We start from the raw sequence: 23,693 nt of genomic DNA on the forward strand, positions 1-23,693 counted from the left end.
CCTCCGCTCAATAGTATGCCCGAAACTATTTTGAACCATGTTTAAATACTGCGAAATTTGTCTATAAAAAGAATAAGAAATGTCCGACTCTCGTAACATTTTTCCTTGTCATATACTTGTATTTGTCGATAAAATAAAGGAAACTCGGTGATTGTCTTATTTCAAAATGACAGAACCCAGTATGACAATTGCCTCTTTTTCTACATAAGAGAGAAACAAATACAGGTTGGTGTTAACATGGCAGAAGAGTCAAAACAAATATATGGCGGGCAAGCAGTCATAGAAGGAGTTATGTTTGGCGGTAGAGAATATACTGTTACAGCGGTTCGTCGCAAAGATAAATCGATTGAATTTTATCGATTACCACGCGTTCGTAATAAAGCATTATCTATCCTAAAAAAAATTCCATTTTTACGAGGGATTGCCGCTATTGTGGATGCAAGCGCGAACGGGGCAAAACATTTAAACTTTGCTTCAGAACGATTTGATGTTCACCCAGAAGAAGATGAACAAATTGCAAATAAAAAAGAAGAACAATCGAAGTTAACGATGGTATTAGGAGTTGCAGCAGTTGGCGTTTTATCTTTCATATTCGGTAAAGTCATTTTCACAGCAGTTCCTGCATTACTAGCTGAATTAACGAGACCGATTTTCCCATCTCATACAGGGCAAATCATTGTCGAAAGTGTCATTAAGCTCATGCTATTATTGAGCTATATATACTTTATTTCTTTAACGCCACTCATTAAGCGGGTCTTTCAGTACCACGGTGCGGAGCATAAAGTAATTAATGCCTATGAGAATAATCTTTCATTGACTGTAGAAAATGTTCAAAAACAAACTCGCCTTCATTATCGTTGTGGCAGTAGCTTCATTATATTTACAGTCATTATTGGAATGTTTGTTTATTTCCTTGTCCCTACAGATCCACTTTGGGCCAGAGTGTTAAACCGAATTTTATTAATTCCAGTCGTGCTCGGTATTTCTTTTGAAGTGTTACAATTTACGAATCGATTACGCGATATTCCAGTATTACGCATACTTGGATATCCCGGATTATGGCTACAACTATTAACAACGAAAGAACCAACAGATGATCAAGTGGAAGTAGCTATTGCATCGTTTGAAGAATTATTACGTTTAGAAAACAAACAATAATTATTTAAAAATGGTGTTCAACTCCTTTCCTCATCGTTAATATACTAATTTTAATATATGTTTTTAGGAGGTGTTCCTTATGAACGGTCGTTCGTTTACTTTCGCTATATTTGTGCTTATTATCGGATTAGCAATATTCGGCCTTGTTTCATCTGTCATTACAAACCCAATGGGAGTGTTAAGAAATATTGGTATCATGTTGGCTGTCGTTGGTATCTTTTATCTACTCTACAAAATGTTTACAAACTCTAGCGGTTCAGCAAATTCGCAAAGCTCATATAAGCGTGCTGCAAAACAATCGAGCCGCAAACATGGGAAACAAAATGTAGCACCCCTAAGCAATTCTTTCTTTAAATCAAACGCTTCTAATGACAAAGGGAAAAAAGGCACTCCTTCCACTTTGAAGCGAAAAAGAAAACAATCTCATTTAACTGTCATTGAAGGTAAAAAAAACAAAAAGAAAGACCGTGCTTCCTTTTAGGAAATACGGTCTTTCTTTATATTTTGCAGTACTTCTTTCAAACTTTTATCTTTCATACTTTCAATTCGAAGGTGATGATTTTCAAATGGTAAATTACGTGTCACATCATTAGGTACAACAACGCACGTTAATCCCGCTGCAATCGCTGCTTTTAATCCGTTTAACGAGTCTTCAAATACAACTGCTTCAGACGAATCTACCCCTAAATCTTCTATTGCTACTCGGTAAAGTGCTGGATCTGGTTTTACCTTTTCAACATCTTCTCTCGTTTTGATAACTTCAAAATAATCTCGAATTTGTAGCTCTTCCAAAAAAGGAACCACCCATTCTCTAGATGAACTAGAAGCTAACGCAATTTTTAATCCCATTTCTTTCGCTTCTTCTAGGTATTCTTTTACCCCGTCACGAGCTTCTGGTGTTTTCATTTTTTCTTTATGTAAAATTTTCACTTTTTCTTTTAATGCATGCTTGTTAAACTTCTCTTTTAATTGCTCATTTAAATATGCATACAGTACATCATCTGTCGTTCCAATACACTTTGTAAATTCCTCTAAAGGTAAATCTCCACCGTACTCACGAACGGCGTCTCTGAAAGAGTGAAACCATATTGTTTCTGTGTCCACAATTAATCCATCAAAATCAAAAATAATTGCTTTCATAATTCTCCCATCCTTTTCGATTGAAATAAAAAAGGAAACGACATACGTTCCCCTTAATTACTTTTCTCTTCATTTGCCTTTTGAACACCACGAAGGGTTTCCACTCGAACCTCATCTTGTTCAAAGTATTGCACTAAATCACCAATGCGGTCAATTGCTTCCCAGCTTAAATGATGTTCAATTCCTTCTACATCATTGTAAATCTTACTTTCATCCACACCGATAATACGCATAAATTGCTCTAACAATTCATGACGATATACGAGACGTTCTCCAATTTTTTTACCTTTTGATGTTAATACAAGCCCTCTATATTTTTCATAAATTAGATATTCATCTTTGTCTAATTTTTGCACCATTTTTGTTACAGAGGATGGATGTACACTAAGCGCTTCAGCAATATCAGATACGCGGGCATAACCCTTTTCATCAATCAACAAATAAATTTGTTCAATATAATCTTCCATACTAGGGGTAGGCATCGGTTTCCTCCATCCAATTTCATTTTGCTCATTCCGTACGAAGCAATCAATAAAATGATACACCAGAAAGAATAACGTGACAAGTTGAAAACAAGCCTAAATATATAAAACAAAAAAGAATCTGTATTTGTATACAGACTCCTCTTAAGTAAAGTATTGTATTTCTGCATCAGGAAAAAACTCATGTATATAACCTCTTATCGTTTCTTCTAATACTTCCGCATCATCTTTTTTATATACGTATTTCCCGATTCCATATCGTCCCCATTTATATTTACGCTTCTCTTCATCCATTTCAAGTTTCGTACTCGGATAACGCTCCTGAATGACCTTTTTTGCTGGTTTTGTAAAGCGATGTTGAATTAATTCAAACGTTAAATTCGGTATGGACAAATCTTTTAGTGCATTGTACAGTCGTTCAAATAATTCACGGTATCCTTCTTCCCATCCTTCATGCATATAAAGTGGCGCAACTATAAAACCAAGTGGATAATCAGCGCCTGCTACTTTACGTGCTGCTTCAATACGCTCTTCAAAGGGTGACGTCCCCGGCTCAAAATTTTTAATTACATACCGTGAATTAATACTAAACCTGAAACGAGTTTTCCCGTTATGTTTTGCATCTAACAAATGATCAACGTGCGAATATTTCGTAACGAAACGTAAACGTCCATGCTCACTTTCTCCAATGAATTCGATCGCGCGCTTTAATGCATGTGTTAAATGATCGATCCCAACGATATCTGATGTACAAGCAGCTTCAAACCTTGTTATTTCAGGTGCTCTTTCATCCATATATTGCTGTGCTTTCTCAAATATTTCTTCAAGATTCACATACACGCGAACGTAAGGCTTACTCCCAAGTGTCGTTTGCAAATAACAATAATGACAATGCCCCATACACCCTGTTGCGAGCGGGATTGCATATTCAGCTGACGGTTTTGACGTATCGAACTTTAATGTCTTCCTTACCCCAACAACAAGCGTTGCCTTTGCATTACGGTACTTTTGCAAATCATTTTCACCTGGTAAATTTCTAATTTGATTATGGGATGTCGTTTCACGAATTTCTAATCCCATCTTCGTAAATTTCTCATACAACTCTTTTCCAAGTGGATATTCAAGTGCCTTCGGTTCAAAGTAAACGATTTTTGGCATAAATGGTTTCATACGCTTCCCTCCTCTCGTTAGTATGGGAAACGCTGAAAATTTAACACGCATTAAAGTTTTCCACGTTTTAACAGCCCTTCAAAAGGCTGTTTTTCTTCTGTCTAATTTTACAAATTGAAAAATTTCATAAAGAAAATAAGAAAAATGCAAAATAATTAAAGTTAATTGTTGACGTGATGCTTTTATTATCGGTATCATAAATCTTCGTGAGCAATTATTTTTCGTTATACGATTTTTTTATTATTACTGAATTTTTGAGAGGAGAAATTAGATGTCAGTTAAGAAGAAAACGCAAGTACGCACCGGCAAAATGGTACGTGAACTAATGTTAGCAGACGAAGATGTAAATGCTTCGCTAATTATGGTATATAGTGAAAACGGTGTAAACGCAGAAATTAAAATCGAGGGCTTAACGCCGAAATGTAACGAAGAATTATTTTTGAGCGGAAACGTGGATTGGAACAAGAGTGTTATTTATAAAATTGTTGATTTCACTGGAAACGCTGAAGTTGGTAAAGTTACATTAACAGCGATGAACAAAAATAATGTTTCTCTAGAAATAGAACGCGTTATGTGGAGTAAAGAAAATAAAGAGGCTGCTGAACAAGAAGAAACAGTTGTAGAAGCTACTCCGAAAAAAGAAGTAATTGTAGAAGCTCCAAAAGCAGTTACACCTGCTCCAAAGCCTGTTACACGTGTGGAAACACCTGCTATAGCACCAACACCTAAGCCTACTCCGGCACCGAAGCCAGTAAGTGTAGAAGCAGCTGTGGAATTATCTACTCCAGCACCTGTGAAACGAGAAGTACCAACTCCAGTTACAAAGCAAGAGACAACGCCGGTCGCGCCTGCAAAACCGAAGCAACCTGCTTTGACTGAAACAAATTCAAAACTACAAGAAAATTATGTGAAACTCGTGAAAAAGACAATTGAAGTTTGTCAAGATTACGAGCTTGGCATCGACATAGATGATTCTATTGAAAGCTTAAAAGAAGAACTACAAAGCCAAGGTATTAGCGTTACATTTGACAAAGAAATTATGGACGTTGTCAATCGCCTTCGTTCTTTACAAGATAAAGGAATCAAAGTAGAAAAAGTACTTAATTTACTATAAAAAAATAAGAGGCGGCAATTGCCACCTCTTATTTTTTATAATTCCATTCTTTACTTTCATACTTTTCTTTTGCCAATGTTTGCACTTCACGTAATTGTTCTTCTGTTAATTCATACGGAACAAGCTCTACATCTAATCCTTTTTCAAACCCAACCTCAAACGCTTTAATTAACTGCTCGATTGTAAACGTACGGTCTGTTAATTCATTAATTGCTACCGCTTTAGAAGAGAACATACTCTTCATACGTTCTTTTACACGTTCATTCGGGAATAAAAACAGATCATATAACTCATCTAAATCTATTTCTAACGGAATCGACCCGTGCTGTAAAATAACACCTTTTTGACGTGTTTGCGCACTACCTGCGATTTTTCTTCCTTCTACTACAATTTCATACCAAGACGGCGCATCAAAACATACGCCTGAGCGTGGATTTTTTAAATTTTCACGATCTGCTTCTGTTTTTGGAACTGCATAATAAGCTTCTAACCCTAATGCTTTAAAACCATCTAGTAAACCTTGCGAAATAACACGATACGCTTCTGTAACTGTTTTTGGCATATTCGGATGATCTTCAGACACAATAACACTGTACGTTAATTCTTTATCATGTAGTACACCCCTACCGCCTGTTTGACGACGAACGAATCCATATTTCTTTTCGTTAACTACATCCATATTAATATCTTTTTCAACACGTTGGAAATACCCGACTGTTAATGTTGGTACTTCCCATTCGTAAAAACGAATGGTTGGTGACATTTTCTTTTCACTTTGCCAATTTAATAAACATTCATCTAACGCCATATTAAATGCCGGTGAACATTGACCAGAGTTAATATAACACCATTTTTCTTTTCCCATCCTGCACCTCATATAACCAATTATTTTTCACATTCTCTAGTCTACCAAATTCGACAAAATTTGTGAAAGAATACGAAATTTCTTCTTATATACAAATGAATCTGTTGCATAAATACATACGGGCATTATAATATTGAAAGTAGGATAAGAAAAAAGGGAGCGATAGAATCGTGTCAACAACTTGGATTATTTTATTAGCCGTAATCGTAGCGTTCATCGGTTACACTGTATGGATGTATTTCTATCAGAAAAAATTAATTACAACACTTTCAGAAGAAGAGTTTCGCGCTGGCTACCGTAAAGCACAGCTTATCGATATTCGCGAAGCAGACGAATATACTGCAGGGCATATTTTAGGCGCACGTAACATTCCATTATCACAAATTCGCCTTCGTCATAAAGAACTTCGTAAAGATCAACCAGTTTACTTATACTGTCAAAGCGGATTCCGTACTGGTCGTGCGGCTCAATACTTAAAGAAACAAGGCTACAAAGATTTCTACCAATTACAAGGTGGATTCAAAACGTGGACTGGAAAAATTAAAAAGAAATAATAACATACAAAAACTAGCTGAATAATTCAGCTAGTTTTTTCATTTGAAAACTTTCCACGTTATTCTCACACATTTTGACAAAACTTCTTTTATAAACGCAAAAAAGACCCCTATCATTCTCACGCCCAAATAAAAAGGTTACGCGAATAACAGAAGTCATATTTATAACATAGTTTGTGAAAAGCTTTTCAGGTCAAGATTTTTTCATTCTTATTATTTTCCCTTTATAATAAGGAGAGAGGTGATACATATGGCCAATATAAAACAAATTGCAAAAACCGCTGGTGTATCCATATCAACTGTTTCTCGTGTCCTGAATAATCACCCTTACGTAAAAGAAGAAAAACGTAAGCGTGTTCTAGATGCTGTTGAAGAATTGAACTATGCCAAAAATATAAATGCTATTCATTTAATAAAGGGAAAAACATATACGATCGGCGTTATGCTCCCTTTCATTAACCTTCCATACTTCAGTACCATTATTGAAGGAATCGGAAACGAAGCGTTAGCTGCTGGCTATCACATTAATTTATGTCAAACGAATTACGATAGTATTGAAGAAATTCGTGTTCTTGAAATGATGAAAATGAAACAATTCGACGGGATGATTATTTGCTCTCGAACGAGTTCATGGGAACAAATTGAACCTTTCGCAAAATTTGCTCCTATTATTTCATGCGAAAAAATGAAGCACCCCCTCATTTCATCTGTCTACGTAGATCATTATGAAGGCTTCCGTCTCGGCACCGCCTATTTACTCAATAAAGGCCATGAAAAAATCGGGATTTGTTTAGCAAGAAAAACAAGTGTAAATTCTATGGAACGTGAAAAAGCGTTTGCTGATACACTTCGTAACGAAGGCAAAACGTTACATCCCGAATGGATTTTTCATCAATGCTATACAATGCAAGACGGTGCACAAATACTCCATCGTATTGTAAACATGAAAAATCGTCCAACCGCTATTTTTACAGCTAACGATCAAGTTGCAGCTGGTTTATTAACAGAGGCTCGAAAGCAAGGTCTTCGAGTACCCGAAGATCTTGCTATCCTCGGATTTGATAATCATGAAATTTCAAAGGCGTTAGAAATTTCAACAATTGAACATCCCGGTCTCGAAATGGGCTCACATGCGTTTTCTTTATTCCATAAACAAATCCAAAGCGAGCAAATTATCGGGAACGCAAAAGAGCTTTCATTCCATTTAATTGAACGAGATACTGTCTAATAAGAGCGTTATCTATAGCGCTCTTTTTCAGTTCTTCACCTATTGACTTTGTATTTTTACTCGCATATAATGAACCTAACGAACGGTAGGTAGGGGATGAAAATGACAGCAAACCGCATTAAAGCTGTAGCACTTTCTCATTTCGCACGCTACGGCTATGAAGGAACTTCATTAGCAAATATTGCTCAAGAAGTCGGGATTAAAAAACCATCAATTTACGCACACTTTAAAGGAAAAGAAGAGCTATATTTTATATGCTTAGAATCCGCTCTTCAAAAAGATTTACAAAGCTTCACAGGCGATATCGAAAAGTTTTCCAATTCGTCTACTGAAGAATTGCTCTTACAGCTACTAAAGGGCTATGCAAAACGATTTGGTGAAAGTGAAGAATCAATGTTTTGGTTACGAACTTCTTATTTTCCGCCTGATGCATTTCGCGAACAAATTATTAATAAAGCAAATGTACACATTGAAAACGTCGGAAAACTTTTATTCCCTGTATTTAAAAGAGCAAGCGAACGAGATGAGTTGCATAACATTGAAGTAAAAGACGCCTTAGAGGCTTTTCTATGCTTACTTGACGGTCTTATGGTTGAACTACTATACGCAGGTTTAAATCGTTTTGAGACACGTTTAGACGCTTCTTGGAAAGTATTTTGGCGTGGACTTTCAAACTGACGGATTGCTCCTTCGCAATGCGTCGTTTTTAAGCCCTTTACCTAACGACTGGTAGGAAGGAGAGATGACATATGGCATGGATTTATGTAATCTTAGCTGGTATTATTGAAATCTTTTGGGTAATTGGATTAAAACACGCGGAGGCTCCACTTGAATGGGCTGGTGTTGCGTTATTAATTACAGTTAGTTTCGTCTTATTATTTAGAGCTTATAAAGATTTACCTGTTGGTACTGTATACGCAGTCTTCACTGGAATTGGAGCTGGTGGAATCGTTCTTACAGAAATTTTCGTTTTCGGAGAGCCATTCTCTATCGTAAAAGTATTATTAATTGGTTTAATCTTCTTTGGCGTAATTGGTTTAAAGCGAGTAACAGAAGAAAAAGAAGCGAAGGAGGCCGCATAAAATGGCTTGGGTATTTTTAATTCTAGCTGGTATTTGTGAAATTATTGGTGTACTCTTTATGAAAGTAGCCACTGAAAAGAAAGGCTGGGCACCAAAAGTTATTTTAATCGCTAACTTCGGCGTAAGCTTCTTCTTCTTATCCCTTGCGATGAACACATTACCGATGGGAACTGCTTACGCGATTTGGACTGGAATCGGAACTGCCGGAAGTGCACTTCTAGGCATCCTTATTTTCCGCGAATCAGCGGATTGGCGTCGTCTTGCTTTCTTAAGCTGCATTCTATGCGGCGCTGTTGGCTTAAAACTATTGAGCTAACGTGAGGTGAATGTCATGTGGAAAGAAAAAGGGAAGCAACTGTTAGCATGGATCACGCTTAGTATCGTCATTCTATTACAAATCAGTTTTCACATAATAGAATGGTTGTTTCATAAAATAGTATCCATTCTCACATTCCTTCCTAACTTGACACTTGAAATGATATCAATCGTTTGGTCCATTATTGCCTCCATTTCAATCGTCATTATATGGAGTATCGCCAAGCTGTGGAATAAGTTATTTAAAAAGGACAGTACTTCTGAAAAAGAGTAACTGTCCTTTTTTATATTCCTTCAGACTTTCTGTAGAAGTTTGATGTGATAAGACAAAGAAGACCAACTATGACAATACTTATACCAATCCCTTTATGCAAATTAGGAAATGGTGATGGGATATCTGAATAGAAATTTGCTAATATGAGACCGACTGAAAACAAAAGTACTCCTATTCTATATAACCATTTTCTTTTGTTCATCATTCTCCCCTCCTAAAATTTTTCATACACTCCTTTCTTTTGGACATACTACCTAAAAAAGGAGTGAATAATATGCAAAATTCCGTACATAAGCAGATCCTATTTTTATTTTTCCTCTTTCTTATTCTCGTTATCGTTTTCAGCTTTATATTACATACTCCAAAAGATGTTGTACCGAGTAATCTTTCTGTTTATAAACTTTTACTTTCCTATTGTCGTTATTGAATAAGGTGCCTTATATAGGGCACCTTTTAAAATTCTCTTTTTTCATATAGCTTTACCGAAGCAAGTACAGATAAAAGCAACATACAAATAGAACAACTTAACAATACTCCATTATGTAAATGAATTTGTTCTATATTAACTTGAAAGAACATTTCTATAATAACAATCGGTGCCATTAGTATAAAAAGCGTAATAAAAATAGATTTTTTATATCCTAGCCAAAACGATATCGGTAAGACAAGACTTAAATATATAAAAACAAAGCCAGTAATCGTAACTAATGTTGTCGTTATAAATTCAAAAGTTCCACCTTCAAACTGATTGATTACTAAAGGACTAGACACTATCATACTTATAATAAAAACAATAAATGCCATTATGTATTTTGCTACTACAATTTCTTTTTTTGCTAGCGGTAAACTATTTAACATTACTTCACCATCATATTTTTTATCATCATTAAATGTTTTTAAAATTGCTATAACTGGAATTATAGCTGACATAATTACGTAAAAGCTTTTAACATCTGTTAATGTCATATACAAGAAAAGAGGGTATATTAAGTACCATATTAAATGCTTCCATTGCATGATAAAATCCTTTATTATGAGTTGCCTCACGATTACTCCTCCCCTCATAAATCACGCTCATTATATAAGCTAACTGAAAGCAACATGGACATGATATACAAAAGAATGAGTCCTGCTATAAAACAAATATTTACGACTAGACTCGTGTTCCAAGCATTTTCTACATCTAACCAGACGTTACTTACAATCAGTCCACTTAAATACCCCAACGCAAGTCCAGCGAACGGAGCAATTTGTTTTGCACTGTTATATCCTACTGAAAATTCAATCGGAAGTACAATTATGCTACAAACAACCCCACCTGTTATACCACCGAGAATTTCTCCCCACAGCATAAATCCAGTCATATGCTCATTTTGTAGCTGTATGAAACCAACCACTAGGGAGAAACATCCACCTAGAGCAACTAAAATACTTACAAATATGTATTTCCCTATGACAAGATCTTTACGGTCAAACGGTAAACTATTTACTATCAGTTCACTTTTATTTTTCCCCTCATAACTCATTGACAGTATCATGCCAAGAGCAGGTACAAACATACTAAATGTCATCAAAAAACTATCACTACTAAAATCAACAATGAGCAGGAACAAAAAACATATAAGATAAACAAACCCTAACTTTCTTTGCATCATCATATCTTTTAAAACTAATTGCTTGATCATGTTTTGCACCTCCTAATATGAAAATGTCCCATCTATAACTCTGCCTCCTGAAACATTTTCATTGAGAGGAACATTGATATGAATATACTCACTAATACTCCAATACCAAGAACACCCATTGCTTGTGTAGCCTCTTGAGAGTGAAGTACTTTTAACATAATTGTTTTATCACCAAAAATATTGCACATAAGACCAATCATACCTATTAAAGGAAACAGCATAATCAAATTCAAGACTGTAATAACTTTATATCCCCCAATGTAATTAGTCGGTATCGTTACTACACAATAAATCAAAGTTGCTACTATCGCTGAAAACACTGCATATCCAGGCATGACTATATCCCTGTCCAATAAAATATTTCCTAATATTACGACTATAAAAGTTACACTTAAACCAGCCATAATAAATAATGTGCTTGAAATATATTTAGCTATAATTATCTCTTTTCTCGTTATAGGTAAACTCACTAATACTTTTTCCGCTTTACTTTTCTCGTCATAATAAAAAGAAATATATATAATCGTACTACATGTTATAAATAATCCTATTGCAATCCCCATTGGTTCGACGGAATTCTTAAAAATAGATAAAATAGGGATTAAAAAATAAAAAGGAAACATCTTCTTCTGTAAAAAAAACTCCTTCAAAATCAACTGTTGCATATGAATTCTCCTCTCTATAAATCACGCGTTTCATAAATTTTAATTGTAAGAAGCATAGAAACGATATAGACACTAGCTAATATAATTCCTCCAATTATAAATACACCAATATGCAGCGGATTCATAATCCACTCAATGAATGAAGGTGCTGTTTCATCCAATCCATCTCCTATGAATATCCAAGCAATTCCACCAACTACCATTGATGCTCCTGACACTATACTCCGTGCTATCTGTGACCTTGTAACATAATAACTAGGAAGGAATATTACAACAAAAAATATGGCGTAAACAGCTCCATTTATTACTTCATACCATGAAATCTCAATATATAGATTAAGGTGGTATGTACCGATATCCGCAATAAAAGTAATACCTCTTATAAGAAAAACAATCAACATAGTAGAAATCATGCCCCCTACAATGAATATTGCACAGGAAATATATCTAGCAATTATGATATCCTTTCTACTTAGCGGTAAACTATTCATCATAATGTCACTTGTATTCCGTTCATCTATTATGATTAATATAATAACTGAGGAAAGAGTTATAAATAAACAACTCATAGGAAACAGCATTCCCTCACCGGGTTCAAATAAAAAGAATATAAAGGGTATAATAAAGTATACGAACCATATCCCCCGAAAAAAGATCAAATCCTTATATACGAGCTGACGCATAGGCACTTCTCCCTTTCGCAGTGTAAACGATAATATCATCTAATGTAGGCTTTTCTAGTACAACCTTATTTCCAAACCAGTCAATAATTGCTTGTTTATCCTTCGCTAAACCTTCAAAACCAAATTTATTTTTTCGTAATCCAACAAATAGCTCTTTTCCTTCTCGGTCTAATAAATCGTTACTTCCTTTTACGATTACGTAGTTCTCCATTAATTCATCTTTCTCACCAGTAAATATAATTTCGCCATCGTTGATAAACGTAATATAATCTGCGATGCGCTCTAAGTCTGTTGTAATGTGCGTTGAGAATAATACGGATACTTCTTCTTCCATTACAATTTCTTGCAGCATATCAAGTAATTCACTTCGAACAACTGGATCTAATCCTGCTGTTGGTTCATCCATGATGATAAATTCTGCGTGGTGCGAGAGCGCGATGGCAATCGCAAATTTCATTTTCATTCCTTTTGATAATTCTTTAATTTTTTTATACTTCGGAACTTGCAATCTATGCATATACGATTGATACTGCTCTTCGTCCCACTTTTTATATAACGGTGCAATAATACGCTTCATTTGCTCACACGTTAAATCTTCGTAATAATGATTTTCATCATATACAAAGCCGATATTTTGCTTTATTTCCTTTTCGGCTTTCTTGTTGTCCTTGCCAAAAATTTTTATATCGCCACTATCTTTTCTAATTAAATTCATAATCATTTTGATCGTCGTACTTTTCCCGGCCCCGTTCGGTCCGACAAATCCCATAATATATCCGCGTGGTAATGTAAAACTTATATTTTTTACTGCAAAATCTTCATAACTTTTACATACGTTTTTTAACTCTAACATCTCTTATTCCCCCTCATATAAACACGCAATCATCTGCTGTAATTCTTCAAGTGAAAGCTGTAACGCTTTACTTTCATTTACAATCTCTTCCGCTTTGCTTTCCAATAGACGAAGCCTTTGTTCTTTTAATAGTTCATTATTTTTACGTGAAACATAAGTCCCCTTCCCAGCAACAGTTTCTATATATCCTTCTTTCTCAAGCTCCTCGTACGCACGCTTCGTAGTAATTACACTAATCTGTAATTCCTTTGCTAAGCTACGAATAGACGGTAATTGGTCTCCACCCTTTAAACCACCATTTAAAATAAGCTGGCTTAATTGTTTTCTTATCTGTACATAAATAGGGTCTTGGGAAGAATTCGAAATAATAATATTCATGTTTTCCTCCAGTGTGTATATACTGTATATACCTTATATATACAGTATATACACATCATCCTATTTTTGGCAAGAAAAAAAGACCAACATTTTCCTGTTGGTCTTTCGTATATGTATCACTTTTCAAAGCGATCTAACATCTCATCTCTCATTCCGAAACTCACTACCGCAATTCCTACATACATAAACAGAAGGAACGCCGGATGAACTGTGTTGTACCAAGTGCTATCAACAATTAAATAAATCGTTAATGCCACAACAAGAACAAACGCTAAGATAAACATATAAAAGTGTCTTGTACTACCCATGATAAACTCCTCTCTTCTCACTTCACCATTCAACAGTATATTTTATCGAATAATTCGATATGACTCAAGGTTAACTTTCTGTTATGTAATCAAGTTCCACCTTTACAATGTCCTCACATGCTATTGAAATGATCGTTCCTTGCTTATCAATTGCCGTCACTTCTCTATTATCCATTACACGATGCGCTACTCTTTCTAACACTTTTCCTTGGTCTCGATAGCAAAATTCTTTTACATCTTTAATTGTTTCTCCATTTTCTAAATGGTATACCATTCTATAACATCGATATCCCACACTTTCACCCCCGTCTTGCTCGTTTTTTCACATATACATAAAAATGAGTAATTTTTGCCTCATCACATCTTCTTAATTTCAATAAAATTCTAACAAAAATAAATACTTTTATCAAACTGACTTTTTCAACAAAATCACCTATAAAACTGCCTCTTTACACCATTATGAAACAAAAAATATAAATTTTTAACATTTTCTTCACCACTTCTGCATAAAGTGAAACTTTAATCAGTGGGTGTTTTTGTTCATCTCTACTGATTACCAGGCCACAAATTGCGGAACAAATTCTCCATACAAAAAAAAGAACTCGCATATAGCGAGTTCTTCCTTTGTTATTCTAATCAAACTTGTACAGGAGCTGGCTTTTCATAACGTAAAACTGGTTTACGTGCAGCCATCGTTTCGTCTAAACGTTTAATGACTGTTGTATGAGGTGCTTCTTGTACAACTTCTGGATTTTCTTCTACTTCTTTAGCGATTTGAATCATCTTATCAATGAAACCGTCTAATGTTTCTTTTGATTCTGTTTCCGTCGGCTCAATCATAATACATTCTTCCACATTTAATGGGAAGTAAATTGTCGGTGGATGGTAACCGAAATCAAGCAGGCGTTTTGCGATATCTAATGTACGTACACCAAGTTTCTTTTGACGACGACCTGATAATACAAACTCATGCTTACAATGTCTATCGAACGGAAGATCATAGAATGGTGCTAATCTTCTCATCATATAGTTCGCATTTAATACCGCATACTCCGTTACTGCACGTAATCCATCTGGACCCATAGAACGAATGTATGTGTATGCACGAACGTTAATTCCGAAGTTACCGTAGAATGGTTTTACGCGCCCAATTGCTTCTGGACGATCATAGTTAAAGCGATAGCCATCTTCCGTTTTCTCTAAAATTGGTTTTGGTAAGTACGGAATTAAATCAGCTTTCACACCTACTGGACCAGAACCTGGGCCACCGCCGCCGTGAGGGCCTGTAAATGTTTTATGAAGGTTTAAATGCACAACGTCAAATCCCATATCTCCTGGGCGCGCTTGGCTTAATACCGCATTTAAGTTTGCACCATCATAGTATAATTTACCGCCTGCGTTATGGACGATTTCTGCCATTTCTAAAATATTTTCTTCGAATAAACCTAATGTATTAGGGTTTGTTAACATAAGTGCTGCTGTTTCTTCATTTACAACACGTTTTAAGTCTTCTAAGTCAACAAGACCATGTTCATTTGATTTTACCGTAATTGTTTCAAAACCAGCTACAGTTGCAGATGCTGGATTCGTTCCGTGAGCAGAGTCAGGAACAATTACTTTCGTACGGTTAAAGTCACCATTTGCTTCATGGTATGCACGAATTAACATTAAGCCTGTCCATTCTCCGTGTGCACCAGCTGCTGGTTGTAATGTAACAGTATCCATACCTGTAATTTCAATTAAATGCTCTTGTAAATCGTACATTAATTCCATTGCACCTTGTACTGTCTTTTCATCTTGCAACGGATGAATATTTGCAAATCCTGCGAAACGAGCTACACTCTCATTAATTTTCGGATTATATTTCATCGTACAAGATCCAAGTGGATAGAATCCAGAATCAACGCCGTGGTTACGGTTTGAAAGTGCTGTATAGTGGCGCATAATATCAAGTTCAGATACTTCTGGTAGCTCTGCATCTTCTACTCGAATATAATCGCTCTCAAATACATCTTCTAGTTTCACTTCTTCTACATCTAATTTTGGTAGGCTATATCCTATGCGTCCTTCTTTACTTACTTCAAAGATAAGTGCTTGGTCTTGGTTCTTCATTGGATAGCCCCCATTTCGTTTACAAGTGTGTCAATTTCCTCTTTTGTACGAAGCTCAGTTACTGCTACAAGCATATGGTTCTCATGCTCTTTATAATCACGGCCTAGGTCGTAACCGCCGATAATATTCTTTTGTAATAATGCATCGTTTACTTCTTTCACTGGGCGCTTGCAATCTACAACGAACTCATTAAAGAATGGTCCAGCAAATGTAACTGTGAAGCCTTTCGCTTCAAATTGACGTTTTGCATATTGTGCTTTAGAAATGTTTTGACGCGCCATTTCTTTCACACCTTGTTTACCAAGTGCCGTCATTGCAACTGATGCTGCTAATGCATTTAACGCTTGGTTTGAACAAATGTTAGACGTCGCTTTATCACGACGAATGTGCTGTTCACGTGCTTGTAACGTTAATACAAACCCACGTTTCCCATCTGAATCTACAGTTTGTCCAACAAGACGTCCTGGAATTTTACGCATAAATGCTTTCGTTGTTGCAAAGTAACCACAGTGTGGTCCACCAAACTGCGTTGGAATACCAAATGGTTGTGCATCACCGATTACAATATCAGCACCAAATTTTCCTGGTGGTGTTAATGCGCCTAATGATAATGGATTTGAAGAAACGATAAATAATGATTTTTGTTGATGAACGATTTTTTCAATATCAGCTAATTTTTCAACTTGTCCAAAGAAGTTTGGATATTGAACGATTACACAAGCAACTGTATCATCTACTTCACTTTGTAATACATCTAAATCTGTTACACCATCTTTATGATTAATTTCAACAACTTCAAGATGTTGACCTTTTGCATATGTTTCAAGTACAGCTCTTGATTCTGGATGAACTGCGCTAGATACAAGAATTTTCTTTTTACGAGTATGGCCAGCTGCTAGCATTGCCGCTTCAGCTAAAGCTGTACCTCCGTCGTACATAGAAGAGTTTGCTACATCCATTCCTGTTAATTCACAAATCATTGTTTGGAATTCAAAAATTGCTTGTAATTCCCCTTGTGAAATTTCCGGTTGGTATGGCGTGTAAGCTGTATAAAATTCTGAGCGAGAGATAACATGATCTACGATTACTGGAGCGTAATGGTCGTATACGCCTGCCCCTAAGAAAGAAGCGTACTCTTTTAAGTTAGCATTTTTACTAGCCATTTGAGATAACTCTTTTAAAAGCTCTGGCTCTGATTTTGCTTCTTTAATTTTTAAATCCCCTTTAAAACGAACACTCTCTGGAATATCAGAGAATAACTCATCGATCGTTTGAACGCCGATCGTTTGTAACATTTCTTTTTTGTCTTCTTCTGTCATTGGAAGATAACGATGCAACATGAAATCTACCCCTCTCCCCGTTACTTTGAACGTTTATAAAATGGTGTTGGAACAACTACTGCTTTGACGCGTTTATTACGAATTTCAATTTCTACTTCTGTATCAACTGCTGCGTATTTTACATCAATTAGTGCTAAACCAATGCTTTTCTTTAACGTTGGAGATTGTGTACCACTTGTTACTTCCCCGATCTTTTCTTCTCCAATAAATACAGGGTAATGCGTACGAGGAATTCCACGTTCAATTACTTCGATGCCGACTAATTTGCGAGGCGCACCGTTTTCTTTTTGCTCTTTCAACGTTGCTTTTCCAAAGAAGTCTGCTTCTTTATTTGGTTTTACCGCAAAGCCAATTCCAGCTTCAACCGGTGTAATATCTTTTGATAATTCTTGACCGTAAAGTGGTAATGTTGCTTCGAAACGAAGTGTATCACGAGCACCTAAACCACATGGTTTTAAGCCCTCTTCTGCTCCAACTTCAAGAAGTTTCTCCCAAAGTTTTGCAGCATCTTCACTCTTACAGTAAATTTCAAATCCATCTTCACCTGTATAACCTGTACGAGATACAAGTGCTGGAATTCCATCTACAAGAATATCGTTTTTAAATTTAAAGAACTTAATTTCTTTCAAATCTTCTGACACAACTTTTTGTAAAATGCCTTCTGCTTTTGGTCCTTGAATTGCAAGCTGTGCAACTTCACTAGAAACATTGACTACTGTCGCATCGCCAATTACATGGCTAGCTAACCATTCATAATCTTTCTCGATATTTGATGCGTTGATAACTAATAAATAGTCTTCTTCACCACGTTTGTAGATTAATAAATCATCTACTGTACCACCATTTTCGTAGCACATTGCTGTATATTGTGCGCCCCCTACCTTTAAGGTAGATACGTCATTTGTAACAACACGTTGTAAAAATGCTAAACTATCTACACCTTTTACCTCAACTTCTCCCATATGAGACACATCGAACAAACCTGCCGCTGTACGTACAGCTTCATGTTCTTCTTTAATGCTTGAAAATTGAACTGGTAACTCCCAACCACCGAAGTCGATTGTTTTCCCACCATACTTCGCGTATACATCAAATAACGGTGTACGTTGTAATGTAATCATGATCTCTCCCCCTTATGCTCTGACAAATCAATAAAAGTTGTTACTCATTTCTAAACATTTTCATTCTAAAAAGATAGGATATACGGAATCTCATTATATTTTTTTATGAAAGCGTAAATAAAAAATCACTTTCTTGGATAAAATACGAAAGATTCCACACATTTCACAACATTATCCTAACATTATTCGCTATATTTCATCAATATTCTAGCATAAAAAATAATTTAGAATTTTTTACACTTAATCTTATTACATACAGTTTTTAAGATTTAGTCCTTTATCTTTACTTATTGTTTACCTTTCAGTAAGTGTAATAGCGCCTTATTACAAGGCTTATATATTAAAGATTTTTTCATAATTACTTTAGTTTATAAAAGGTGGGAGAGTCGTAATGAATGTCGATATTTCCATAGATCGAACGTGGCAAAATAATTTTTTAAATAGAATTGATGAAGATGGTCCTTGGACAAACTGGGATTTATATCATTTAGCTTATGAAACAGAAAAATCATTACTTGTTCCTACTTTTGATGGATTACAAGCACCGAAACATTTATCACATTTCACACCACTTCCTCATCAATTAGAAGTCGCTCAAAATGTTATTGAACAAATGAATGGTAAAGCGATTCTAGCAGATGAAGTAGGACTTGGAAAAACGATTGAAGCTGGACTTATTTTAAAAGAATATATGGTCCGCGGCCTTGTGAAAAAAGTACTTATACTCGTTCCAGCCTCTCTCGTATCACAATGGGCATACGAATTAAATACAAAGTTTTTCATTCCAGCTGTAGCTCAAAAGAAAAGCTACTCGTGGGAACAAGCCGATGTGATTGTATCATCAATTGATACTGCAAAACGTTCACCACATCGTGATATCGTTTTGAACTTAGAATATGACCTTATTATTATCGATGAAGCACATAAACTTAAAAATAATAAAACAAAAAACTATGAATTTGCACAGCGATTAAAAAAGAAATTTTGTTTATTATTAACCGCTACTCCTGTCCAAAATAAGATTGATGAAATTTTCAACCTCGTTTCTTTATTAAAACCAGGACATTTAGGCAATCAATCCAATTTTGAAGAATATTATGCTTCAAAAAATCGTTCAGCCGAATCTGATGAAGATTTAAAAGCTCTTATTAACAAAGTAATGGTCCGAAATCGGCGTCATAATACCGGGATTGATTGGCCAAAGAGACATGTACGTACAATTTTTGTTGAGTTTAATGAAGAAGAGCAAGCTCTATATAATGATATCGAAAATTGGCGAGGACAAGACGCCTTCACGTCTGCTTTCTCATCATTAACTTTAAAACGGGAAGCGTGTAGTAGTCGCGAGGCCGTTTACTATTCATTAAAAAAACATGTAGAAAAACGACAGAAGGAAAATGAGAATTACGTAAAAGATCCGCATATTGATGTGCTAATGGACAAAATTAACCGTATTCCTTTTAACTCAAAAGCAAATAAAGCGCTAGAGCTTATAAAAGAAATTGACGATAAAGTCGTCATTTTCACAGAATACCGAGCGTCACAAATGTACTTACAATGGTTTTTACAACAGCACGGTATTTCTTCTGTCCCATTCCGCGGCGGATTTAAACGGGGAAAGAAAGATTGGATGAAGGAACTTTTCCAAAATCATGCGCAAGTGCTAATCGCAACGGAAGCTGGTGGTGAAGGAATTAACTTACAATTTTGTAGCCATATGATTAATTACGATTTACCATGGAACCCAATGCGCCTTGAACAAAGAATCGGACGTATTCACCGCCTTGGTCAAAAGAATGATGTTCATATTTATAACTTAGCTACAAAACACACTGTGGAAGAACATATTTTGAAACTGTTATATGAAAAAATTAATTTATTTGAGCGTGTGATCGGTGAACTTGATGAAATTTTAACGAGAATTAACATGAAAAACATCGACGCACACATTCAAGAAATATTTGCGCAATCAAAAAGCGAAGGAGAAATTCGAATTAAGATGGAAAACTTAACATCTATTATCGACTTTGCGAAACGAAATGAAGCTGAGGTGCAAGGCTATGCAGCAACATGAAATTCATAATTACTTATACAATTTTTTTGAGGCGAATAACTGTGAAATTTTAGAACGTTCTCCTCATCTATTGGATGTGCAATTAACAATTGAGATGGATAAATTATTAATGAATCGCCCTTTTTATTGGCACTATCTTGAAAAAACAGGAGGCGTACCGAATCCGATGCGCCTTACTCTTATTACAAATCCAGAAAATGAAGAAAACGATGGTGAGCTTATCCACTACGGTTCACCACGTCTTCATCAAATTTTTCAAACGACAAAAGAATTAGGCTCTTACATACGCTTATATGAGGAAGTACGGCATAGCGGAGCGACACATACACCGCTCCATCCGTGGCTCGGTGTAAATATAAAAGTTTCCTATCAATGTGATCGAAAAAAAGATATCCTCCACTCGATTGGCATTCATCTTATTTCTGGCACAATGATTGCAAACTTTCATGAAACATTAACGAAAATTAAACTTACACCGAAAATACCTGACTTTTGTTTTACGCTCTCGCCTATTATTAAACCGCAAAGCGGTTTACAACGTATAGAGGACGCTTTAAAAAATATCATTGCAGAAGATGACCATACGTGGGCGAAAGAAGCAAGAGTGCGCTGGAATCACGATTTAGACCTTTTAAATCGTTTTTATGAAGAAAGTGATGAACTTCCCGAAAGCTATGAAATTGAAAAGCAAGCTTTGCAAGAACAATATGAACCCCGCATTACAGTACAAATTATTAACGGTGGACTCTTTTATGTTACCGCGAATCATTTTCTAACTTAAAAAGCCCCTTCTGTTTTAGAAGGAGCTTTTTTGAATTATCCTCTATCGCCATTACGCTCTTGTTGTTTTTGCTTTGCCATGCGTTTTTGATACGCACGATCCTTTGCGCTCACATGATTAGCATCAGTTGGAAGATTTTCTTTTGAACGGCCAATTCCATTGCTCATCTTTTCCCCTCCTTTTTATATCTTTCAAAATACACCCTTATTTTCAGCTAGAGACACCATCCTTATACAAAAAAATAAGAGTAGCCAATGGCTACTCTTACTCACTCACATATTTTTGAAACATATCATGGATGCCTTTATTTACTAGGTTCGAGATCTGCTCGTCAGATTTATTCGGATAACGATCACGCAATCTGATAGATGCCTTCACCATTAAATTTTCTAATACAGAACGGCCGCCTTCTCCATAAATAATTTCCGCATATTCAACAAGCCTTCCATCCTCTACTGTTGCTGGATTATGATTGAAGAAAAATTTACTCATTGCCTCCACCTCTCTCTTTTGATAACGTTTACATTTATATAAATTATTTATGTTATTTATTTCACAATATTGTATGCATGTATATTTAATTAGTTTCATTATAAAGCAACATATCAATAGTAAATATGTGATTTTCCGTCCATTTTGTGAACAAACTAAAAATGAAAGCGTTTCCTTTATTATATACTAAAAAAACTTACTACGCTAGGGGCAATTTTTTCAATCTACTAATCATATACTTTTTCTTTTTTCAATAAACCTTATACAATTTTCAGAAATTATATTATAAAATATATGTATGACTTAAGGAGGCTGTATATGAATCAAAATAAAAAAGCTATATTAGATCTTGTCTTTTATCTCGTAATCCCATTCCTCATTTGGAAATTCGCAAAACCTTATATCGATCCGTATTACGCGATGTTACTTTCCTCTGTTCCGGGAATTATTTATACACTGTATACCTTTAAAAAAGAAAAGCAGTTTAACGTGACAGGGTTCTTTATTTTAATTACACTCATTTCTAATACAACGGTAGATTTATTATCTGGATCAGCTGAACGAATGTTGTGGAACGATGCGTATTATCACATCGTACTCGGTATTATCGTTATATGTACAATTTTTATAAAAAAACCACTTATGTTATATTTCGCAGCAGATATTGCTGCACTGCAAGGCCATGACCGTGATAAAAGTCGTGAACTGTATCGTGATAGTCGTATCTATCCAGCATTGCAATATTTAACGCTCTTTTTCGGTCTCCAATTCATATTAAAAAGCTTCTTAAAAATTTATTTCATCTCTGTTTTCGGTGTAGATGGCTACGGTGAAATGAGAGCAATTATGACCGCTGTTGGATGGGGCATTTCCATTTGTATCGGAATTGGATTTGTCTGGGTAAACAATAAAATACATGCCGTTACAGAAGAAAAAGAGTCTATGCAGTAAATGAAAATCCCCTAGTAGTATGATGCTACTAGGGGATTTTCATTTTGCTACACATATTACGAAATCTTTAACTTGATTTTTTTCTTTTATTTTTTACGTTTTGATAAAACAAAGCAGCACTTAGCGGCATAACACCAAACCACTTATTCATAAATGGCTCTTTTTCAGCACGGCGTTGTTCTTTCTTTTGTTTACGATCTTCTTTTGGAGCATCCATATACGACACAAACTGCTGTGTCACAAAGCGAACATAATCATTAGTAGACATATTATCATCACCTCTACTTGATTAGTATGTCCACTTTTTTATTCATTAATCTTTTCTTTTAATTCATCCATAATTTGCTTTACAGACTTATTCGTCGTATCGATATGAATATGAGCCTCTTCATAATAAGCTCGGCGCAATTCGAATTTCATTACAAATGCATCTATATCTTTCTTCTGAAATAGTGGGCGTGTCGTATCTTCACGAAGCCTTTCTGCAATTACATGTGGATCACAATATAAATACACGACATTTCCATTTTCCTTCATCCACTTTCGGTTTTCCTCTCGCTCAATGATTCCGCCGCCAGTTGTAATGATTACATTTTCAACAGGTAGTGAACGTAACATCTCACTTTCATATTCCCGAAAAGCCATTTCACCTTCTTCGGCAAAAATATCACGAATCTCCTTCTCTTGCTTCTCTTCAATTTTTTGATCTGTATCTATAACATCCATATGAAGTTCTTTACTTAATGCTTTTCCAATTGTTGTTTTCCCAGCTCCCATATAGCCGGTTATGTATATAGATTTCATTTTCGTTCCTCTCAATCGTCATGTATTACTTGTTATTATAACGAAAGATGCTACTTTATTTAAT

Annotated in this window: 33 protein-coding genes; 13 read left to right on the forward strand and 20 right to left on the reverse strand. The window is 35.4% G+C overall.

Features of this window, described 5'->3' with window-relative positions; genetic code table 11:
• The first annotated feature begins 237 nt into the window (after positions 1 to 237).
• On the forward strand, positions 238 to 1,158 hold the full coding sequence (locus BGI23_RS20275; RefSeq protein ID WP_000797109.1) for a DUF1385 domain-containing protein: 921 nt from the start codon (positions 238 to 240) through the stop codon (positions 1,156 to 1,158).
• 79 nt (positions 1,159 to 1,237) lie between these two features.
• Positions 1,238 to 1,639 (forward strand): SA1362 family protein, encoded by a 402-nt coding sequence (locus tag BGI23_RS20280; protein WP_001014455.1) that lies wholly within the window; start codon positions 1,238 to 1,240, stop codon positions 1,637 to 1,639.
• Here the strand turns inward: BGI23_RS20280 and BGI23_RS20285 are convergent.
• The 3 genes from BGI23_RS20285 to splB form a co-directional block, all read right to left on the reverse strand.
• Entirely contained in the window at positions 1,636 to 2,298 is a 663-nt protein-coding gene (locus tag BGI23_RS20285; RefSeq protein WP_070806826.1) for an HAD family hydrolase, read from the reverse strand. The two genes, BGI23_RS20280 and BGI23_RS20285, sit on opposite strands and share 4 nt — an antisense overlap.
• 53 nt (positions 2,299 to 2,351) lie before the next feature.
• Positions 2,352 to 2,780 carry a transcriptional regulator MntR gene (gene mntR, locus BGI23_RS20290; RefSeq protein ID WP_001143076.1) on the reverse strand — a complete coding sequence of 143 codons (429 nt, stop codon included), beginning with the start codon at positions 2,778 to 2,780 and terminating at the stop codon, positions 2,352 to 2,354.
• 144 nt (positions 2,781 to 2,924) lie between these two features.
• The gene (gene splB / locus BGI23_RS20295; protein WP_070806827.1) at positions 2,925 to 3,950 is read right to left on the reverse strand and encodes a spore photoproduct lyase; all 1,026 of its coding nucleotides are present in this window, start codon (positions 3,948 to 3,950) and stop codon (positions 2,925 to 2,927) included.
• A gap of 271 nt (positions 3,951 to 4,221) precedes the next feature.
• Here splB and BGI23_RS20300 point away from each other — a divergent pair, with 271 nt between their 5' ends.
• The gene (locus tag BGI23_RS20300; protein WP_044793817.1) at positions 4,222 to 5,064 is read left to right on the forward strand and encodes a hypothetical protein; all 843 of its coding nucleotides are present in this window, start codon (positions 4,222 to 4,224) and stop codon (positions 5,062 to 5,064) included.
• Positions 5,065 to 5,092: 28 nt separating this feature from the next.
• Here BGI23_RS20300 and BGI23_RS20305 read toward each other — a convergent pair whose 3' ends face one another.
• Positions 5,093 to 5,929 carry a lipoate--protein ligase family protein gene (locus BGI23_RS20305; RefSeq protein ID WP_000514091.1) on the reverse strand — a complete coding sequence of 279 codons (837 nt, stop codon included), beginning with the start codon at positions 5,927 to 5,929 and terminating at the stop codon, positions 5,093 to 5,095.
• A gap of 170 nt (positions 5,930 to 6,099) precedes the next feature.
• Between BGI23_RS20305 and BGI23_RS20310 the strand changes: the two genes are divergently transcribed.
• From BGI23_RS20310 to BGI23_RS20335, 6 genes are all read left to right on the forward strand, one after another.
• Positions 6,100 to 6,483 carry a rhodanese-like domain-containing protein gene (locus BGI23_RS20310; RefSeq protein ID WP_000108655.1) on the forward strand — a complete coding sequence of 128 codons (384 nt, stop codon included), beginning with the start codon at positions 6,100 to 6,102 and terminating at the stop codon, positions 6,481 to 6,483.
• Between the two features lie 250 nt (positions 6,484 to 6,733).
• A complete protein-coding gene (locus BGI23_RS20315) occupies positions 6,734 to 7,711 on the forward strand; it encodes a LacI family DNA-binding transcriptional regulator (protein WP_001273962.1) in 978 nt (325 codons plus the stop codon).
• Between the two features lie 96 nt (positions 7,712 to 7,807).
• A complete protein-coding gene (locus BGI23_RS20320; protein ID WP_041184139.1) occupies positions 7,808 to 8,389 on the forward strand; it encodes a TetR/AcrR family transcriptional regulator in 582 nt (193 codons plus the stop codon).
• A gap of 71 nt (positions 8,390 to 8,460) precedes the next feature.
• A complete protein-coding gene (locus tag BGI23_RS20325; RefSeq protein WP_000312351.1) occupies positions 8,461 to 8,793 on the forward strand; it encodes a DMT family transporter in 333 nt (110 codons plus the stop codon).
• Position 8,794: 1 nt separating this feature from the next.
• A complete protein-coding gene (locus BGI23_RS20330) occupies positions 8,795 to 9,109 on the forward strand; it encodes a DMT family transporter (RefSeq protein ID WP_000312623.1) in 315 nt (104 codons plus the stop codon).
• Between the two features lie 15 nt (positions 9,110 to 9,124).
• Positions 9,125 to 9,382: a DUF3975 family protein gene (locus tag BGI23_RS20335; RefSeq protein ID WP_000265384.1), complete on the forward strand. Its 258-nt coding sequence runs from the start codon at positions 9,125 to 9,127 to the stop codon at positions 9,380 to 9,382.
• 10 nt (positions 9,383 to 9,392) lie between these two features.
• Here BGI23_RS20335 and BGI23_RS20340 read toward each other — a convergent pair whose 3' ends face one another.
• From BGI23_RS20340 to gcvT, 12 genes are all read right to left on the reverse strand, one after another.
• Positions 9,393 to 9,584, reverse strand: a complete 192-nt coding sequence (locus BGI23_RS20340) for a hypothetical protein (RefSeq protein ID WP_070806828.1) — start codon at positions 9,582 to 9,584, stop codon at positions 9,393 to 9,395.
• Between the two features lie 251 nt (positions 9,585 to 9,835).
• Positions 9,836 to 10,429, reverse strand: coding sequence for an ABC-2 transporter permease (locus BGI23_RS20350; protein WP_001249400.1), 594 nt, complete (start codon positions 10,427 to 10,429; stop codon positions 9,836 to 9,838).
• Between the two features lie 14 nt (positions 10,430 to 10,443).
• Positions 10,444 to 11,067, reverse strand: a complete 624-nt coding sequence (locus tag BGI23_RS20355; protein ID WP_070806829.1) for an ABC-2 transporter permease — start codon at positions 11,065 to 11,067, stop codon at positions 10,444 to 10,446.
• A gap of 32 nt (positions 11,068 to 11,099) precedes the next feature.
• Positions 11,100 to 11,732 carry an ABC-2 transporter permease gene (locus tag BGI23_RS20360; RefSeq protein WP_070806830.1) on the reverse strand — a complete coding sequence of 211 codons (633 nt, stop codon included), beginning with the start codon at positions 11,730 to 11,732 and terminating at the stop codon, positions 11,100 to 11,102.
• 14 nt (positions 11,733 to 11,746) lie between these two features.
• Positions 11,747 to 12,415, reverse strand: coding sequence for an ABC-2 transporter permease (locus BGI23_RS20365; RefSeq protein ID WP_070806831.1), 669 nt, complete (start codon positions 12,413 to 12,415; stop codon positions 11,747 to 11,749).
• Positions 12,396 to 13,268: an ABC transporter ATP-binding protein gene (locus tag BGI23_RS20370; protein ID WP_070806832.1), complete on the reverse strand. Its 873-nt coding sequence runs from the start codon at positions 13,266 to 13,268 to the stop codon at positions 12,396 to 12,398. Before BGI23_RS20370 ends, BGI23_RS20365 begins: the two co-directional genes overlap by 20 nt.
• A 3-nt stretch (positions 13,269 to 13,271) precedes the next feature.
• Positions 13,272 to 13,646, reverse strand: coding sequence for a GntR family transcriptional regulator (locus BGI23_RS20375; protein ID WP_001021352.1), 375 nt, complete (start codon positions 13,644 to 13,646; stop codon positions 13,272 to 13,274).
• 116 nt (positions 13,647 to 13,762) lie between these two features.
• Positions 13,763 to 13,954, reverse strand: a complete 192-nt coding sequence (locus tag BGI23_RS20380) for a hypothetical protein (RefSeq protein WP_000535935.1) — start codon at positions 13,952 to 13,954, stop codon at positions 13,763 to 13,765.
• Between the two features lie 70 nt (positions 13,955 to 14,024).
• A complete protein-coding gene (locus tag BGI23_RS20385; RefSeq protein ID WP_000262495.1) occupies positions 14,025 to 14,228 on the reverse strand; it encodes a DUF3929 family protein in 204 nt (67 codons plus the stop codon).
• 362 nt (positions 14,229 to 14,590) lie between these two features.
• Positions 14,591 to 16,066, reverse strand: a complete 1,476-nt coding sequence (gene gcvPB, locus BGI23_RS20390; protein ID WP_000795696.1) for an aminomethyl-transferring glycine dehydrogenase subunit 2 — start codon at positions 16,064 to 16,066, stop codon at positions 14,591 to 14,593.
• Positions 16,063 to 17,406 (reverse strand): aminomethyl-transferring glycine dehydrogenase subunit 1, encoded by a 1,344-nt coding sequence (gcvPA, locus tag BGI23_RS20395; protein ID WP_000903231.1) that lies wholly within the window; start codon positions 17,404 to 17,406, stop codon positions 16,063 to 16,065. Before gcvPA ends, gcvPB begins: the two co-directional genes overlap by 4 nt.
• A gap of 20 nt (positions 17,407 to 17,426) precedes the next feature.
• A complete protein-coding gene (gcvT, locus tag BGI23_RS20400) occupies positions 17,427 to 18,527 on the reverse strand; it encodes a glycine cleavage system aminomethyltransferase GcvT (RefSeq protein ID WP_000631772.1) in 1,101 nt (366 codons plus the stop codon).
• A 391-nt stretch (positions 18,528 to 18,918) separates the two neighbouring features.
• Here gcvT and BGI23_RS20405 point away from each other — a divergent pair, with 391 nt between their 5' ends.
• Together BGI23_RS20405 and BGI23_RS20410 are read left to right on the forward strand one after the other, a co-directional pair.
• Positions 18,919 to 20,601 (forward strand): DEAD/DEAH box helicase, encoded by a 1,683-nt coding sequence (locus BGI23_RS20405; RefSeq protein ID WP_001100019.1) that lies wholly within the window; start codon positions 18,919 to 18,921, stop codon positions 20,599 to 20,601.
• Entirely contained in the window at positions 20,588 to 21,382 is a 795-nt protein-coding gene (locus BGI23_RS20410) for a YqhG family protein (protein ID WP_001183969.1), read from the forward strand. Before BGI23_RS20405 ends, BGI23_RS20410 begins: the two co-directional genes overlap by 14 nt.
• 35 nt (positions 21,383 to 21,417) lie before the next feature.
• On the opposite strand, the gene BGI23_RS28770 is transcribed toward BGI23_RS20410, so the two are convergent.
• Positions 21,418 to 21,549 (reverse strand): hypothetical protein, encoded by a 132-nt coding sequence (locus tag BGI23_RS28770; protein WP_000064669.1) that lies wholly within the window; start codon positions 21,547 to 21,549, stop codon positions 21,418 to 21,420.
• Positions 21,550 to 21,646: 97 nt separating this feature from the next.
• The gene (locus BGI23_RS20420; protein ID WP_000032699.1) at positions 21,647 to 21,874 is read right to left on the reverse strand and encodes a hypothetical protein; all 228 of its coding nucleotides are present in this window, start codon (positions 21,872 to 21,874) and stop codon (positions 21,647 to 21,649) included.
• Positions 21,875 to 21,947: 73 nt separating this feature from the next.
• On the opposite strand from BGI23_RS20420, the gene BGI23_RS27810 reads away from it, so the two are divergent.
• Together BGI23_RS27810 and BGI23_RS20425 are read left to right on the forward strand one after the other, a co-directional pair.
• On the forward strand, positions 21,948 to 22,064 hold the full coding sequence (locus BGI23_RS27810; RefSeq protein WP_083322864.1) for a GTP pyrophosphokinase: 117 nt from the start codon (positions 21,948 to 21,950) through the stop codon (positions 22,062 to 22,064).
• A gap of 128 nt (positions 22,065 to 22,192) precedes the next feature.
• Positions 22,193 to 22,825 carry a VC0807 family protein gene (locus BGI23_RS20425; protein WP_001073109.1) on the forward strand — a complete coding sequence of 211 codons (633 nt, stop codon included), beginning with the start codon at positions 22,193 to 22,195 and terminating at the stop codon, positions 22,823 to 22,825.
• Positions 22,826 to 22,892: 67 nt separating this feature from the next.
• On the opposite strand, the gene BGI23_RS20430 is transcribed toward BGI23_RS20425, so the two are convergent.
• On the reverse strand, positions 22,893 to 23,093 hold the full coding sequence (locus BGI23_RS20430; protein WP_000106079.1) for a YqzE family protein: 201 nt from the start codon (positions 23,091 to 23,093) through the stop codon (positions 22,893 to 22,895).
• Between the two features lie 38 nt (positions 23,094 to 23,131).
• Positions 23,132 to 23,629, reverse strand: a complete 498-nt coding sequence (locus BGI23_RS20435) for a shikimate kinase (protein WP_044793804.1) — start codon at positions 23,627 to 23,629, stop codon at positions 23,132 to 23,134.
• Positions 23,630 to 23,693 lie beyond the last annotated feature (64 nt).

It is taken from the genome of Bacillus sp. ABP14 (genome assembly GCF_001831375.1).
In the GTDB taxonomy this organism is placed as follows: Bacteria; Bacillota; Bacilli; order Bacillales; family Bacillaceae_G; genus Bacillus_A; species Bacillus_A paranthracis.

What these genes read in the sequence shown, in the direction of transcription:
- BGI23_RS20275 (WP_000797109.1), top strand. Translation starts at nt 238, where the DNA reads ATGGCAGAAGAGTCAAAACAAATATATGGCGGGCAAGCAGTCATAGAA.
- BGI23_RS20280 (WP_001014455.1), top strand. Translation starts at nt 1,238, where the DNA reads ATGAACGGTCGTTCGTTTACTTTCGCTATATTTGTGCTTATTATCGGA.
- BGI23_RS20285 (WP_070806826.1), bottom strand. Translation starts at nt 2,298, where the DNA reads ATGAAAGCAATTATTTTTGATTTTGATGGATTAATTGTGGACACAGAA.
- mntR (WP_001143076.1), bottom strand. Translation starts at nt 2,780, where the DNA reads ATGCCTACCCCTAGTATGGAAGATTATATTGAACAAATTTATTTGTTG.
- splB (WP_070806827.1), bottom strand. Translation starts at nt 3,950, where the DNA reads ATGAAACCATTTATGCCAAAAATCGTTTACTTTGAACCGAAGGCACTT.
- BGI23_RS20300 (WP_044793817.1), top strand. Translation starts at nt 4,222, where the DNA reads ATGTCAGTTAAGAAGAAAACGCAAGTACGCACCGGCAAAATGGTACGT.
- BGI23_RS20305 (WP_000514091.1), bottom strand. Translation starts at nt 5,929, where the DNA reads ATGGGAAAAGAAAAATGGTGTTATATTAACTCTGGTCAATGTTCACCG.
- BGI23_RS20315 (WP_001273962.1), top strand. Translation starts at nt 6,734, where the DNA reads ATGGCCAATATAAAACAAATTGCAAAAACCGCTGGTGTATCCATATCA.
- BGI23_RS20320 (WP_041184139.1), top strand. Translation starts at nt 7,808, where the DNA reads ATGAAAATGACAGCAAACCGCATTAAAGCTGTAGCACTTTCTCATTTC.
- BGI23_RS20325 (WP_000312351.1), top strand. Translation starts at nt 8,461, where the DNA reads ATGGCATGGATTTATGTAATCTTAGCTGGTATTATTGAAATCTTTTGG.
- BGI23_RS20330 (WP_000312623.1), top strand. Translation starts at nt 8,795, where the DNA reads ATGGCTTGGGTATTTTTAATTCTAGCTGGTATTTGTGAAATTATTGGT.
- BGI23_RS20335 (WP_000265384.1), top strand. Translation starts at nt 9,125, where the DNA reads ATGTGGAAAGAAAAAGGGAAGCAACTGTTAGCATGGATCACGCTTAGT.
- BGI23_RS20340 (WP_070806828.1), bottom strand. Translation starts at nt 9,584, where the DNA reads ATGAACAAAAGAAAATGGTTATATAGAATAGGAGTACTTTTGTTTTCA.
- BGI23_RS20355 (WP_070806829.1), bottom strand. Translation starts at nt 11,067, where the DNA reads ATGATCAAGCAATTAGTTTTAAAAGATATGATGATGCAAAGAAAGTTA.
- BGI23_RS20360 (WP_070806830.1), bottom strand. Translation starts at nt 11,732, where the DNA reads ATGCAACAGTTGATTTTGAAGGAGTTTTTTTTACAGAAGAAGATGTTT.
- BGI23_RS20365 (WP_070806831.1), bottom strand. Translation starts at nt 12,415, where the DNA reads ATGCGTCAGCTCGTATATAAGGATTTGATCTTTTTTCGGGGGATATGG.
- BGI23_RS20370 (WP_070806832.1), bottom strand. Translation starts at nt 13,268, where the DNA reads ATGTTAGAGTTAAAAAACGTATGTAAAAGTTATGAAGATTTTGCAGTA.
- BGI23_RS20375 (WP_001021352.1), bottom strand. Translation starts at nt 13,646, where the DNA reads ATGAATATTATTATTTCGAATTCTTCCCAAGACCCTATTTATGTACAG.
- BGI23_RS20380 (WP_000535935.1), bottom strand. Translation starts at nt 13,954, where the DNA reads ATGGGTAGTACAAGACACTTTTATATGTTTATCTTAGCGTTTGTTCTT.
- BGI23_RS20385 (WP_000262495.1), bottom strand. Translation starts at nt 14,228, where the DNA reads ATGGTATACCATTTAGAAAATGGAGAAACAATTAAAGATGTAAAAGAA.
- gcvPB (WP_000795696.1), bottom strand. Translation starts at nt 16,066, where the DNA reads ATGAAGAACCAAGACCAAGCACTTATCTTTGAAGTAAGTAAAGAAGGA.
- gcvPA (WP_000903231.1), bottom strand. Translation starts at nt 17,406, where the DNA reads ATGTTGCATCGTTATCTTCCAATGACAGAAGAAGACAAAAAAGAAATG.
- gcvT (WP_000631772.1), bottom strand. Translation starts at nt 18,527, where the DNA reads ATGATTACATTACAACGTACACCGTTATTTGATGTATACGCGAAGTAT.
- BGI23_RS20405 (WP_001100019.1), top strand. Translation starts at nt 18,919, where the DNA reads ATGAATGTCGATATTTCCATAGATCGAACGTGGCAAAATAATTTTTTA.
- BGI23_RS20410 (WP_001183969.1), top strand. Translation starts at nt 20,588, where the DNA reads ATGCAGCAACATGAAATTCATAATTACTTATACAATTTTTTTGAGGCG.
- BGI23_RS28770 (WP_000064669.1), bottom strand. Translation starts at nt 21,549, where the DNA reads ATGAGCAATGGAATTGGCCGTTCAAAAGAAAATCTTCCAACTGATGCT.
- BGI23_RS20420 (WP_000032699.1), bottom strand. Translation starts at nt 21,874, where the DNA reads ATGAGTAAATTTTTCTTCAATCATAATCCAGCAACAGTAGAGGATGGA.
- BGI23_RS27810 (WP_083322864.1), top strand. Translation starts at nt 21,948, where the DNA reads ATGCATGTATATTTAATTAGTTTCATTATAAAGCAACATATCAATAGT.
- BGI23_RS20425 (WP_001073109.1), top strand. Translation starts at nt 22,193, where the DNA reads ATGAATCAAAATAAAAAAGCTATATTAGATCTTGTCTTTTATCTCGTA.
- BGI23_RS20430 (WP_000106079.1), bottom strand. Translation starts at nt 23,093, where the DNA reads ATGTCTACTAATGATTATGTTCGCTTTGTGACACAGCAGTTTGTGTCG.
- BGI23_RS20435 (WP_044793804.1), bottom strand. Translation starts at nt 23,629, where the DNA reads ATGAAATCTATATACATAACCGGCTATATGGGAGCTGGGAAAACAACA.